The sequence below is a fragment of the Microbulbifer maximicatervae (SeqCode) genome (assembly GCF_052467955.1).
On record NZ_CP174329.1, the window covers coordinates 1,918,365 to 1,931,608 of the forward strand.

At 49.5% G+C, this 13,244-nt stretch carries 10 protein-coding genes, 1 pseudogene and 1 riboswitch; of the genes and pseudogenes, 2 read left to right on the top strand and 9 right to left on the bottom strand.

The window, feature by feature from the left end:
* The first annotated feature begins 26 nt into the window (after nucleotides 1-26).
* The gene (locus ACJJI5_RS08150) at nucleotides 27-857 is read left to right on the top strand and encodes an alpha/beta fold hydrolase (protein ID WP_444896561.1); all 831 of its coding nucleotides are present in this window, start codon (nucleotides 27-29) and stop codon (nucleotides 855-857) included.
* A 169-nt stretch (nucleotides 858-1,026) separates the two neighbouring features.
* Nucleotides 1,027-2,061: pseudogene (locus ACJJI5_RS08155) on the top strand (IS481 family transposase).
* A 173-nt stretch (nucleotides 2,062-2,234) separates the two neighbouring features.
* Here ACJJI5_RS08155 and ACJJI5_RS08160 read toward each other — a convergent pair.
* The 9 genes from ACJJI5_RS08160 to ACJJI5_RS08200 form a co-directional block, all read right to left on the bottom strand.
* Complete coding sequence (locus tag ACJJI5_RS08160) at nucleotides 2,235-3,665, bottom strand: amidohydrolase family protein (RefSeq protein WP_445355972.1); 1,431 nt, start codon at nucleotides 3,663-3,665, stop codon at nucleotides 2,235-2,237.
* Nucleotides 3,666-3,755: 90 nt separating this feature from the next.
* Complete coding sequence (locus ACJJI5_RS08165; protein ID WP_445355973.1) at nucleotides 3,756-4,832, bottom strand: helix-turn-helix domain-containing protein; 1,077 nt, start codon at nucleotides 4,830-4,832, stop codon at nucleotides 3,756-3,758.
* A gap of 334 nt (nucleotides 4,833-5,166) precedes the next feature.
* Nucleotides 5,167-5,583 carry a hypothetical protein gene (locus ACJJI5_RS08170; RefSeq protein WP_445355974.1) on the bottom strand — a complete coding sequence of 139 codons (417 nt, stop codon included), beginning with the start codon at nucleotides 5,581-5,583 and terminating at the stop codon, nucleotides 5,167-5,169.
* Between the two features lie 259 nt (nucleotides 5,584-5,842).
* A protein-coding gene (locus ACJJI5_RS08175; RefSeq protein WP_444897071.1) for an IS3 family transposase occupies nucleotides 5,843-7,005 on the bottom strand; the annotation gives its coding sequence in 2 pieces (ribosomal slippage) (nucleotides 5,843-6,747 and nucleotides 6,747-7,005; 1,164 coding nt in all).
* 209 nt (nucleotides 7,006-7,214) lie between these two features.
* Entirely contained in the window at nucleotides 7,215-8,240 is a 1,026-nt protein-coding gene (gene tdh, locus ACJJI5_RS08180; protein WP_445355975.1) for an L-threonine 3-dehydrogenase, zinc-binding type, read from the bottom strand.
* Nucleotides 8,241-8,325: 85 nt separating this feature from the next.
* Complete coding sequence (locus ACJJI5_RS08185; protein WP_445355976.1) at nucleotides 8,326-9,525, bottom strand: glycine C-acetyltransferase; 1,200 nt, start codon at nucleotides 9,523-9,525, stop codon at nucleotides 8,326-8,328.
* A 78-nt stretch (nucleotides 9,526-9,603) separates the two neighbouring features.
* The gene (locus ACJJI5_RS08190) at nucleotides 9,604-9,819 is read right to left on the bottom strand and encodes a hypothetical protein (RefSeq protein ID WP_108732493.1); all 216 of its coding nucleotides are present in this window, start codon (nucleotides 9,817-9,819) and stop codon (nucleotides 9,604-9,606) included.
* A gap of 58 nt (nucleotides 9,820-9,877) precedes the next feature.
* Nucleotides 9,878-10,004: riboswitch (SAM-I-IV-variant riboswitch) on the bottom strand.
* Between the two features lie 65 nt (nucleotides 10,005-10,069).
* Nucleotides 10,070-11,503 (bottom strand): aldehyde dehydrogenase family protein, encoded by a 1,434-nt coding sequence (locus ACJJI5_RS08195; protein ID WP_444915999.1) that lies wholly within the window; start codon nucleotides 11,501-11,503, stop codon nucleotides 10,070-10,072.
* Nucleotides 11,504-11,531: 28 nt separating this feature from the next.
* Complete coding sequence (locus ACJJI5_RS08200; protein ID WP_445355977.1) at nucleotides 11,532-13,136, bottom strand: 5-guanidino-2-oxopentanoate decarboxylase; 1,605 nt, start codon at nucleotides 13,134-13,136, stop codon at nucleotides 11,532-11,534.
* Nucleotides 13,137-13,244 lie beyond the last annotated feature (108 nt).

Genomic DNA, 13,244 nt, shown 5'->3' on the forward strand with positions numbered 1-13,244 from the left:
TGTAGTGTCAACTCTAAAGGAAAGTTATGAGAGTCTTTATAGTATTTCTTGCTTTGATCTGGTGTTCGAGTGTTTTTGCGAAAGATGAGCACAAATATAGCTTTGTTAATATTAATGGAAATAATATCGCATACCTGTGTAAAGGGTCAGGTGACCAAGTAATCTTGATGGTCTCCGGTATGGGGTTAGATGCTCATAGTACCTACAAGAATACATACCATAATTTTGAGTCAAAGAATTCTATGTTGTGCATGTACGACAGACCCGGGACAGGTAAAAGCAAGCATTCTGAGTTGAAACTGCGAACTATGGATGAGCTATCGGATGAGTTAGGGGAGTTTATAGAGAAGAAGCAGTGGAGTTCTGTAGTAATAGTCGCGCACTCTTTTGGTGGGCAGATAGCAAGAGCCATTGCACATAAAAAACCCGAAGTTGTCTCAGGCCTGTTGTTAGTAGATACATCCCATGAATCCTGGCTAGAAAATTTGAAATCATCTCTCTCCCCTGAAGGGTGGAGTATTATGGAGAGGATTATAGCGTGGGAAAAGCAGCATCACTCCTATGAAGATTTCGAAGAATCAGCACGAAATCATAAAAGATATCAGCTAGTAAATAACATTCCCATTACTGTTATGAGTCGGGGAATGCGGCACAACCAAATTAGGCAAACAGGAATGAGTTATGCTGATGTTGATGCATATAATGACACCTGGAATCAATCACAAGCGGCTTTATTGGAAATAAATGAAGATGTAAAGCATGTGGTTATGGAGTATTCGAGTCATTTATTTGACGAAACAGACCCTTGGATTGTACTTAAAGAGATTGAATTACTGGAGAGCAAGGTCCTGAAATAATTCTCATAAAATAACCATGAGCCTATTTATTAGTGGTCTACGAGATTTCTCTCGAGCTAACCTTGGCTGAATTGGTTCAGGTCACATCTGACACATTCTCTTGAAAAAGAGGGCTTTCCGGTTTTGATGAAGGTGCCTAAACCTAAAAGAAAAACCAAGGTTAAATTCCATGATTCATACTAATGACCGCATCATCAAACATAAGACCGGATTACTAAATTTGGCAGAAGAATTTAGCAATATATCCAAAGCTTGTAAGATGCTGAGTATATCGAGAGACACCTTCTATCGGTACATGGAAGCCGTTTTTGGTGGCAGCGTGGAAGCTCTTTTTGAGAAGAACCGGCGTGTACTCAATCACAAAAATCGTGTTGATATAGTTATTGAATAGGCAGTTTTAACCTATGCCCTCCAGGAGCCTGCCCTTGGGCAGGTTTGAGTTTCCAATGAACTGCGTAAACGCGGTGTGCTTGTGACCCCTAGTGGTGTTCGGGGTATCTGGTTACGGCATGACCTGGCTAACTTCAAATTGCGATTAAAGGCACTTGAGGCCAACGTAGCTGCAGAGGGGCTGATCCTCATATAGTTACAGGTTCAGGCTTTGGAGAGAAAACGGCATGGTGATGAAGTTTGTGGTGAAATTGATACTCAACACCCAGGTTATCTGGGCTCGCAGGATACCTTCTATGTAGGAGCATTTAAGGGCGTTGGACGTGTTTATCAGCAAACCTATGTCGATACATATGCAAAGGTAGCTCATTGCAAGTTGCATACTACCAAAACACCAATCACCGGGGCGGGCCTTCTGAATGATCGTGTGCTGCCGTTTTACGCCATGCATGATCTACCGGTGCTGCGTATCCTAACTGATCGTGGTACTGAATATTGTGGCAAGTTGGAACAGCATGACTACCAGCTATATCTAAGTGTGAACGAAATAGAACACGCCAAGACAAAAGCCAGGCATCCGAAAATCAACGGCATCTGTGAGCGCTTCCATAAAACGATTCTACAAGAGTTTTACCAGCCTTCATTACGCTGCAAGATCTATGGATCAATAGAAGAGTTACAAAGGGATCTGGACGAATGGCTCGTATGTTACAATAGTGAGGGTACCCATCAGGGTAAAAAGTGTTGTGGCCGCACACCGATGGTAACACTTGAGGATAGAAAAAGCGTCTGGAAGGAAAAATTTGTAAACTGAATTTGACCTGACAGAACACCTTCTGAAAAATCGCTAACTGTCAGATCAAGTCTGAATTACTACACATTAATTTTGTGGGATGACTCTACCTATTAGTATGGAATTCCCTTCTAATTCGGCTGGGCTTTATCTTTCGTGGGGTACATTAGTAGCTAATTTAACTGGCATAGTCGCTAATAAATATAATTATCCACAATCCACCAAAAATAGAAATTACTTTTCGATCCTGTGCTTTTGGCTAGCTCTTTCATTTCACTAAGGCTATGTCTATCGAAATAGCTCTGATCCAAAATTACCCCTAGGGGCCTGGTGAGTGTGTTCAAGTTTTCTCGTGGATCATCTTCGAGCAACAATAGTTCAGCATTAAAGCCTGTGGAAACGGAGCCCACCTTATCGCTAATACCCAGTGCTTTTGCTGGGTGATGGGTTGCTGCTCGCAATACATCTTGAACAGGAATCCCCACCTCCACTAATCGTTGCATTTCTTGAATAGTGCCCAAGCCGTTGGGCGTATAGAAGGTTCCTCCGTCTGACGCTATCAGTATCTCAACACCGGCTTGGTTTAGCTGCTTGGTCATATCTCCGAAAATGTTGGATTTACCCTGCCAATCCTGTTGCGCTTTAGCGCTATGTATCCCATTAACCTTCTGCTCACCCATTGCTTTTATCGCGGGGTGATTGAGCTCGAGATTATCAGCTATGCTGTGCCAGTAGTCTGGCCCATGCTGCGCGACCTGTGCTACGTTGTCATATACGATTAATGTAGGGCTAACTGGTACGTTGCTATCTAGTAGTTGCTGCACAATTTCATCGAAGCTCTCCTGCTGATAATCGTAGTTCAAATGTGCCTGAAAGATCATTTCCACATGCTCTAATGACTGCGGTTTAACCGATAAGTATTCATTGAGAGTAATACCAAAAGGCGGGTGGCCAGCTAAAGGCATGCCGAGCTTCTTCGCCTCATCAGCTATAGCGAAGAAAACCTCACGGGATAAACCGTCATAAACTTTAACTTGCTGGTACCCCTGTTGATATTGCTGGCGAACCAGCTGGCGAGCCTCTTCTTTACTACCAATAAACTTGTGGTGTCGGCCACTGGCATAGTGGGAATGTTGATTAACAGGTGCACCGGATAACACCATATGAGGGCCGGCTATATTCCCAGTATCGATCCATTTTTTAAGAATACGCTGAGGGGAATTGCCAGCCATAACTCTTGTGCGAGTGACTCCGTGCGCTAATATAGCTAATAGATCGGACCGCCCCCATACATGGCTGTGCATATCGATTAAGCCTGGCATCACATATTTACCCAGGCCATTAATCCTCAGCTCGCCTTCAACCTCAGGTATTACATCACTAGTTACTTGGGCAATTCTTCCACCTTGAATGACGAGGTTTTGGTTACTTGCGGCTGTATTATGCTGGGTGTCGATGACTGTGATATCGGTAACTACAATACGAGCATTCTGTTCAGCTAACCCGTAGGAAGAGGGAGGGATGTACCATGCACATCCCCAAGATCCGAGCGCAGCAACGCTAATGAACACTAAAATAGCTACCGCTGCTTTCCATGAACGAACAAAATAGGAAGAAAACTTCATAATGACCTCTTGTGAATCAAAGAGGCCAAAATGCCAAAATTTTCAGCTTCTAGCGTCCGAAATCCAGATTTTGCACGTCCAAAGTAACCATTATTGGGGTTTTGCCACTAAATACTGACTAGGAGTCATCCCAAGGTGACGTTTAAATAGGCTGTTGAAGCTGGATTTAGAGTTAAAGCCCGCTTCAAGTGCAATATCGAGGAGACGAACTTTTTTGTTCGAATTACTCTCTTTTACTGAATCAAGTTGCGAAACTACATCGGCCAAACGCTGAGCATTAACATAGTCATTAAAGTTACCGCCATAGCCCTGATTAATGGCCCAGGAAATATCTTTCTCTCCAAGCCCTGTATGTTGTGCCAAGTCCCGGAGGGATAGCCTTGGTAGGCGATAGAGCTGTTGACTATGAACCTGTTTGTTAAGCTCCTTGAAAAGGGCATCCGCCTGAGTCGTTTCGTCAGCTTTGCACTTTCCCTTATCACAACCTTCTATTACGGATAAGCCCAGGGCTTGTTCGCCATCTGTTAAACCCGCAAATAGCTGCGGTTCCCTAACCGCGCGAATTACAAGCAAAGCAATAATCAAAAAATAGCTCAGCTGCATTACAAGGTACCATCTGAGCAAAAGAGGAATGGGTAAGTAAGGTTGCAAGTTATGCCGCACTGCATCCACCAGTGCAACGCCAACCAGAACCCATAGGATACGCTTAACCCAATCAGCTCTCAATTTGTTAGCATCGGAGCGGTTTTGGGGCAAGATATGTTGATATCGAATAAGCGCTTTTATACTTAATGAGAAATAAACAATCTGACTTAAAGTACCGGCCGCTAAAACCCACTGGGGCCAGTGATTAAATAATAAGCTGATTGCTGCTGGTACTAAGTGTACCCAGTGTTTACGCTGTTGTTGATAATTGGTGGATATTAATTGTGCAACCACAGCAAAAAATAATGGGCCCATCAATAATGAGAATGAAGGCGTGATTAAATAGCCAAGATTAACTACTTTCGTTTCTTCTACAAAATTAAATGTCATCAATAATGCAGTGGCGCCTAACAAGTACCGCATTGCTGTAAAACGGTTTTGCGCCCAAAGTAATGCAATACCTAGAATCGATAGGGTGATAAAGGCTATCTGTAAAAAATTAGATGCGGAGTAATTTACCATATTTGCTCAAATAATAAGCTATAAGTCGATAAGTAGAATTTCTTAAGTGGGAACATCGTTCGAAACTTCCTGTATTTGATCATACTGGGTGACTACTCATGGAGCCTCTTAACAAATCTGTAGGCCCTGAAGGGTGGGGGTTGAATGCGACAGCTGCTGCGTTTCAACCAGGTCATTTTCGGTGAACTGTGCCTAACGTATGCAGCCTTCAAGATCCGCAGGGGTATTATGGAGTTATTCAGAGTCTCTCTAAGTGTAACTTCCCAAAGTATGGGGGGTGAAGCTGAGATCGATTACTCGAAGTACGCGAGTATACTTCTGCTTGTTGCGAGTCTTATTCAACACGACAAAAATATTCTCTAAACTCCCATTTTGTTACTGGCAATGAGTAGCAGTTATTTTCGTATTTTAAAATCCGTGTCTCATCAGAAGTGAAGAGTTCGTCGTAATATGTGATACGAATCGTATCGGTACTCAATACTTCAATCGTATGTGGTGAAAATGTCAATACCTCAGGCTTTTCCCCTATGATGTAAGTTGCAAACGAATCTGCTCGAACTACATTCACGAGACGCCCAAAGAAATTGGAGCGGAAGAGCATTTGGGTTTTCTCGGGTATGTCCTCCACGTTGTTCATGCTGGCTAAAGTCTTTTTTTCATTTGATTGCCAAGTTCCCACATAGAAGAGGTTTTCATCTGCTATGACAAATGGTGTAAAAAGAAGTAATGCCAAAGTTAAATAAAGTTTCATGTTCTTACTTTTAACATTTGTGCCGCGGTAAATATGATCTTTATTATCCTGATTGTTATCTTGGAATCAATTGGACTAAAAACCGGAAGACCTACTGCAGCAGTAGAGTGCGGTAGCGATCCGGTCCAATCGTACCAGGTTCAGGCGCTATAAATATAAAGATGTACAGTAAAAAAGGCTTCAGGGATGCTGAATGAATCGTGTGTTAGGTCGGCTGGAACCTAATGATTGATCCTACCCACCAACAACGGACACACCACTAAGCGACTAGTTGTTCCTCAAACGCCTCAGGGCTGAGATAGCCATTGGCGCTGTGTAAGCGATTTCGATTGTAGTCTATTTCTATATACTCAAATACGGTTTCCCGCATGAGGCACCTTGTAGGAAAGCGGTTACCATGGATTACTTCTACCTTAAGTGAGTGGAAGAACGTTTCTGCGCAGGCGTTATCATAGCAGTTACCTTTGGCGCTCATGCTGCACCGCAGATCATAAGCTGTAATTAAAGATTGATAATCTTTAGAGCAATATTGGCTTCCCCTGTCAGTATGCACGATAACATTTGTAGGTTTCTTACGTCGCCATAAAGCCATTTGAAGGGCGTCACAGACCAATGTAGCTGTCATCGTTTCTGACATCGCCCAACCAATAACCAGCCGACTATATAGGTCTATCACTACAGCCAGATATAACCAACCCTCTTCTGTTCGTAGGTAGGTAATATCCCCGACCCATTTCTGATTCGGCGCTTCAGTATTGAAGTTCTGCTCGAGCAGATTTGGGGCCACTGGCAGACCATGTTTTGAGTAGGTTGTGGCTTTATATCTCTTGGCGGCTTTAGCCCGTAGGCCCTGTCGACGCATGCTGGCAGCAACTGTTTTTTGATTATATTTACTCCCCTCACTGGCCAATTCCCTCGTCAGGCGAGGGGCGCCACTACGTTCTTTACTGGCTATAAAGCGCTGCTGTACCAAACCATCAAGCTCCATTTGGTACTGCTGGCGCTTGGATTGATCGGCCGATCTTGACACCCAATCGTAAAACCCACTGCGAGATACGCTCAATACCTTAGCCATCGCTTTGATGCTGAACTTATGCCTGTGCTTTAGCATGAAGGCGTACCTCATTTCAGGCTCTTTGCAAAGTACGCTGCGGCCTTTTTTAAGATCGCCAGCTCCTCTGCCTGCTCAGCCAGCTGCCGCTTAAGGCGAGCATTCTCTGTGGCCAGCTCTCTCTCGGCATCCCCTCGGCTCTGATGTAACTTAGCCTTGCTTCGCCATCCGTAAATCTGGGAAGGATGTAACCCAAGCTGTTTAGCGGCAACGCTTACCCCTACCTTGACCGCCAGTGCTAGGGCATCTTTTCTATATTCCTCTGAGTATTTTTTACGAGTGGTTTTGGTTGATTTACTTGATCGTGTCATAGGGCACCTCTGCTGCGTAGTTTATCGCTTAAGAGAGTGTCCGTCTTTGGTGGGTAGGATCAGATCTATTTCAGTCGCTAACTGTTTAAGCTGTAGCAACTGCAAATGTGTAGAAGCTGGCAGGTAACGCAAAGATATTTTGGGGTAGAGGGGGGGGGTAAATTGAGGGCAGGGAGAATGGCTGCGGGCAATCCCGCAGCCATCGGGACTTATTTCCAGTTCAGGATAACCTTACCGGATTCACCAGACCCCATGGTATCGAAGCCTTGTTGGAAGTCATCGATCGAAAACTGGTGAGTGATAATTGGGGTTAAATCCAGACCGGATTGAATCAGGCTGGCCATTTTGTACCAGGTCTCAAACATCTCGCGACCGTAAATACCTTTGATCATCAGGCCTTTAAAAATAACCTGTCCCCAGTCGATCGCCATTTCACCTGCGGGGATACCGAGCATGGCAATTTTGCCCCCGTGGTTCATCGCGTCGATCATATCGCGGAAGGCGACGGGTACGCCGGACATCTCCAGGCCAACATCAAAGCCTTCGCTCATTCCCAGCTCGCTCATCACATCGCTGAGGTTTTCCTTGGCAACGTTTACGGCACGGGTAGCGCCCATCTTGCGTGCCAGGTCCAGGCGGTATTCATTGATATCGGTGATAACTACATGGCGTGCGCCAACATGTTTGGCGACTGCTGCAGCCATAATACCGATAGGGCCGGCGCCGGTAATCAGTACATCTTCGCCGACCAGGTCGAAAGACAGGGCCGTGTGTACCGCATTACCGAGGGGATCGAAAATAGAGGCGAGATCGTCAGAAATGTTATCCGGGATCTTGAAGGCATTGAGCGCGGGGATTACCAGATACTCGGCAAAAGCTCCGGGGCGGTCTACACCGACACCGTAAGTGTTGCGGCACAAGTGGCGGCGGCCGGCGCGACAGTTGCGGCAGTGGCCGCAGGTAATATGGCCTTCACCGGAAACACGGTCGCCCACCTGGAAACCTGCAACTTCCTGCCCCATACCGACGACTTCACCCACATATTCGTGGCCTACCACCATAGGGACAGGAATAGTTTTTTGCGACCATTCATCCCAGTTGTAGATATGCATGTCGGTACCGCAAATTGCGGTTTTGTGAATCTTGATCAGCAGGTCGTTGTGGCCCGGTGTGGGGATTTCCACATCGGTAAGCCAGATTCCCACTTCAGATTTCAGCTTTGATAGTGCTTTCATTGTTTTTAAAACTACAAATGGCAGGGCGCGGTGCCGCTCCGGTGAATTCCTTGTGAGAATTACCGTATCAGCACCGCTGTTTGGTTTAGATAATATTCAGTTCGCGGCCAACTTCAATGAAGGCATCAATACACTGATCGAGCTGCTCGCGGGTGTGAGCGGCGGACATCTGGGTGCGGATGCGGGCCTGGCCCTTGGGCACTACCGGATAGAAGAAGCCCACTACGTAGATACCGCGCTCCAGCATCTTGTCAGCCATTTTCTGCGCCAGGGCAGCATCGCCAATCATCACCGGGATGATCGGGTGGTCGGCACCGGCCAGGGTAAAGCCGGCTTCGGACATGCGCTTGCGGAAGTATGCGGAGTTGTTGCGCAGCTGTTCACGCAGCTCGCCGCCTTCAGTCAGCATATCCAACACCTTCAGGGAGGCGGTGACGATCGCTGGGGCTACGGAGTTGGAGAACAGATAGGGGCGCGAACGCTGGCGCAGCATATCGATAATTTCCTTGCGACCAGAAGTAAAGCCGCCGGAAGCGCCGCCCAGGGCCTTGCCCAGGGTGCCGGTAATAATATCGACGCGGTCAATCACATCGCAGTATTCATGGGTGCCACGGCCGTGGTCTCCGAGGAAGCCCACTGCGTGGGAGTCGTCCACCATTACCAGGGCATTGTATTGGTCGGCTAAGTCGCACACGGCTTTGAGGTTGGCGATAACTCCGTCCATAGAGAAAACGCCGTCGGTGGCGATCAGTTTGGTCTTGGCGCCAGCGGCGTCTGCGGCCTGTAGCTGCTTCTCCAGTTCCGCCATATCGTTGTTGGCGTAGCGGTAGCGCTTGGCTTTACACAGGCGCACGCCGTCGATGATGGAGGCGTGGTTGAGGGAGTCGGATATGATGGCATCTTCCGGGCCCAGCAGAGTTTCAAACAGGCCGCCATTGGCGTCGAAGCAGGAGGTGTAAAGAATGGTGTCTTCGGTTTGCAGGAACTCAGACAGGCGCGATTCCAGCGCTTTGTGAATGTCCTGGGTGCCGCAGATAAAGCGCACCGATGCCATGCCGAAGCCGTACTGTTCGAGCCCCTCTTTGGCCGCTTCAATCAGGTCCGGGTGGTTGGCCAGGCCCAGGTAGTTGTTCGCACAAAAATTCAGTACCTGGGTGTCGTTGTTCACCTGGATCTCAGCGGCCTGCTGGGAGGTAATAATCCGCTCGCGTTTGTACAGGCCGTCTGCATCGATCTGTTTGAGTTCGCTGCGCAGGTGCTCAAAGAATTGTTCTGGCTTTGACATGGTATTGTTTTTAGCTCCTGTCGGGTGCTCTTGGCACAGGGTAACGGGCGCGAGCTCGCGGCGCCTGTTGGTTCTACTTTATCCCGCCAGTTCGCAGGCCTCATGGGCCGAAATAGGGTGCTCACTGGCGCGGCAACTGGTGGCAAATTTTAATGCCTCTTCGGCAGTGTCGAACAGTAGTTGCCACAACAACTGACGATCACCTCTTCTCACCGCGCGTACTGCCGTGTGGCTTCTTTGGCTGGCGATTTGAATTTCGATAATGTCTTTACTGGAAAACGGTGATTCGGACATGGTCCCTCCAATGGTAAAACTATGGAGGACTGACGTGGAAGCGGCGAAGTGATGTTCGCTAATCCGGTTGGTTTGCTCTGGTAGAGCCCCATCCTCCCCGCAGGCCTTGTGTGCCGCAGAGAGAGAACCACCTTGCCCCGGTCGGCAGGTTGGCGTTGGCGTCAGCCACTCTCGTGATGTGCGAGCAAAGATAACGGGGAGGGGATTAGCAGTCAACAGTACCGCCCCCATTAGAGGGCGGTGCAGAAGTTTATGCGGGAAGCTGCACGGATTTCAGTTCGATAAACTCACCGAGACCGGCCTCACCAAACTCGCGTCCGTTGCCGGACCGCTTGTAACCGCCGAAGGGGGCGTCGTAGTTAAACTCACCGCCGTTAACAAAGCACAGGCCCGCTTCAATGCGGCGAACGATAGGCATGGCGCTTTCGGCGTCTTTAGCCCATACGCCACTGGACAGACCGTATTCGGTGTCATTGGCAATGGCGACGGCTTCATCCATATCCTTGTAGGGGATCAGGCAGGTCACCGGGCCAAAGATTTCTTCCCGGGCAATGGCCATATCGTTGTGAACGTCGGCAAATACCGTGGGTTTCACATAGAAGCCTTTATCCAGCTCGGTGGGTAGATCGAGGCCGCCAGTTACAAGGCGGGCACCTTCCTCGATCCCTTTCTTGATGTAGCCGCGCACGATTTCCAGTTGGCGAGCGGAAGATAGGGGGCCCATAAAGGCATTGGCATCGGTGCCCATGGCCACTTCTTCAGCCACCTGCTTGGCAACTTCCACTGCCTCTTCATAGTGCTCAGCGGGAACCAGCATACGGGTGAGTGCGGTGCAGGTTTGGCCACTGTTAATAAATACATCTTCGCAGCCCCAGCGAACCGCTGCTTTAAGATCCGCATCCGGGGTGATAATCAGAGGCGATTTGCCACCCAGCTCCTGGGTTACCCTTTTAACTGTGGGCGCTGCAGCCTTGGCAACTTCAACGCCTGCACGGGTGGATCCGGTAAAGGACACCATATCGATTCCCGGGTGCGATGACAGCTCTGCGCCGACGACCGAGCCAGCACCGGGGATCAGGTTAAATACGCCCGCAGGAACGCCGGCTGCTTCGATAATTTCCGCCATGACGAAATCCTGCAGCGGAGTGGTTTCCGAAGGCTTGGTAATCATGGTGCAGCCTGCTGCGAGGGCTGGCGCTACTTTGCCGACAAATTGGTGCAGAGGATAATTCCAGGGGGTAATAAAGCCACACACGCCAATCGGCTCCCGGATTAATACCGAGTGGGCCGCCTTTTCGGTCTCTTCCATTATGGAGGTGCGACCGGCGTAGTAACGCATGGCGTAGATAGGGCCATCCACATGCAACCAGCGGGTGATATGGGCGGGGCAACCCAGGGTTTGTGAGATCGCCTGGATCAAGTCTTCCTTGCGCTCTTCCATACCGTCAGCAATGGCATTTAGCAGGGCTGAGCGCTGATCTGCGCTGGTATGGCGCCACTTGCGAAAGGCGCTGCGGGCAGCGGCAACGGCAATATCCACATCCTCAGCAGAGCCTTCCACCACCTGGCAAATCATTTCTTCAGTGGCGGGGTTAATTACAGGATGGGAACTGGTGCCGAGGGGCTCGCGCCACTCACCATTGATAAACAGTTTGTCGGTATGCAGCTTGCTGAAATCTGTCATGTCACGCTTCCGTTTGCTTCGCGCCAGTTCAAGGGGCGGTGATTTCGATAATTGTTGGTGTTTTGCGTTGCAGGGCTTCTGCGACTGCCGTAGCTAATTGCTGTGGTTTGTCGATGCGACAACCTTCAGCGCCAAAAGATTTTGCCAGTGCGACAAAATCCGGAGTGCGAAGATTAACACCTTCTTGAGGTACTTCTGCGGCATCCATAAAGTCGCGAATCTCTCCATAGCCGCTGTTATTCCAAACCAGTATTGGCAGGGGCAGTTGCTGTTCTACTGCAACGGCCAGCTCACCGAGAGTAAACATCAGGCCGCCATCGCCGATCAAGGCAACTACGTCCCGCTCGCTGGATAACTTGGCCCCGATCGAGGCGGGCAGGGCAAAGCCCAGCGTGCCGTAACCGGTGGTGCAGGTAATATGGCTGCGAGGATGGTACAGCGGCAAGGCGTGGTTAGTGTTATAGGCCAGTTGTGTGGAGTCGGTAACCAGAATTCCCTCATCGGGCAGGGCTTCGCGCAGAGCTTCAACCCAAGGGAAGCGCTCCTCAGAACCTTCCCACCACTCTTTGCGGCAGTTACCGATTAATTGTGAAACTTCCTCTTCTACGCGCTGTTTTGAGCTCTCTTCGCACTGAACCAGGGCTTCGCTTAATTGCTGAAGGCTTTCTACTGCATCGGCACAGATGGCCAAGTCCGGCTGGGCATTGCATACCAGCTGAGCCGGATCAATGTCGATGCGGATCAGTTTGCCGGAGAAAGCGTAATCCTCTCTCACCAGGTTGCGATCGGTTTCCGAAAGCTCTGTGCCAACGGCCAAGACCACATCGGCAGTTTCCACTCGCTCACGCACGCAATCAAAACTGAGATTGGCTCCGCCACACAGAGGATGTCTTTCATCGACAGCGCCTTTGGCGGCCAGAGACAGGAAGACTGGAGCTGCAATTTTTTCTGATACCTGTGTTGCCGCCTCTCCAGCAGATTGCGCGCCACCGCCCAGGAGAATCACCGGGCGTTCGGCAGCTTGCAGCCACTGGGTAGCAGTTGCGATAGCTGTCGCGTTGGCTGCCGGTACCATGGCATTGGGTGCCGCGCGGTAATCGTCCAGCTTGCCGGACATAGGCGCGGGGAATAAATCGATAGGGATTTCGATATGGACAGGGCCGGGGCGGCTGGACTGCAATAGCTGGAATGCCCGTGCCATCACTTCCGGTAATTGTTCTGCCTGGGTCAGGGTGTGCTGCCAGATACAGAAGCCTCGACTGGCATCGCTTTGGCGGGGTAGCTCATGCAGGCGCCCACGGCCCATGCCAAGGTCTTCCCGGCGATTGACGGCGGAAATAACCAGCATGGGAATTGAGTCTGAGTAAGCTTGCGCCATCGCAGTGGCTGCGTTGGTCAGCCCCGGCCCAGTGATCAGGAAACAGACACCGGGCTTGCCGCTGGCGCGGGCATAACCGTCTGCCATAAAGGCGGCGCCCTGCTCATGCCTTGGCGTGATATGCATCAAGTTGCTACCGGGCAGGCCGCGATACAGTTCAATGGTATGTACGCCGGGAATCCCGAAAACTTTTTCTACCTGGTATTCGCGCAGCAGGCGCATCAGCACCTGGGCGCATGTGGGCGCAGAGGACATAAGCACCATTTTCCTTATTCGTGTAAAAATGCAGTGAGCCTAGCGGCCCACCAAAAGCCGTGCAAGCACCCGCAGAGTCTGCACCTTCACAGGCAATATCGCAGGAAA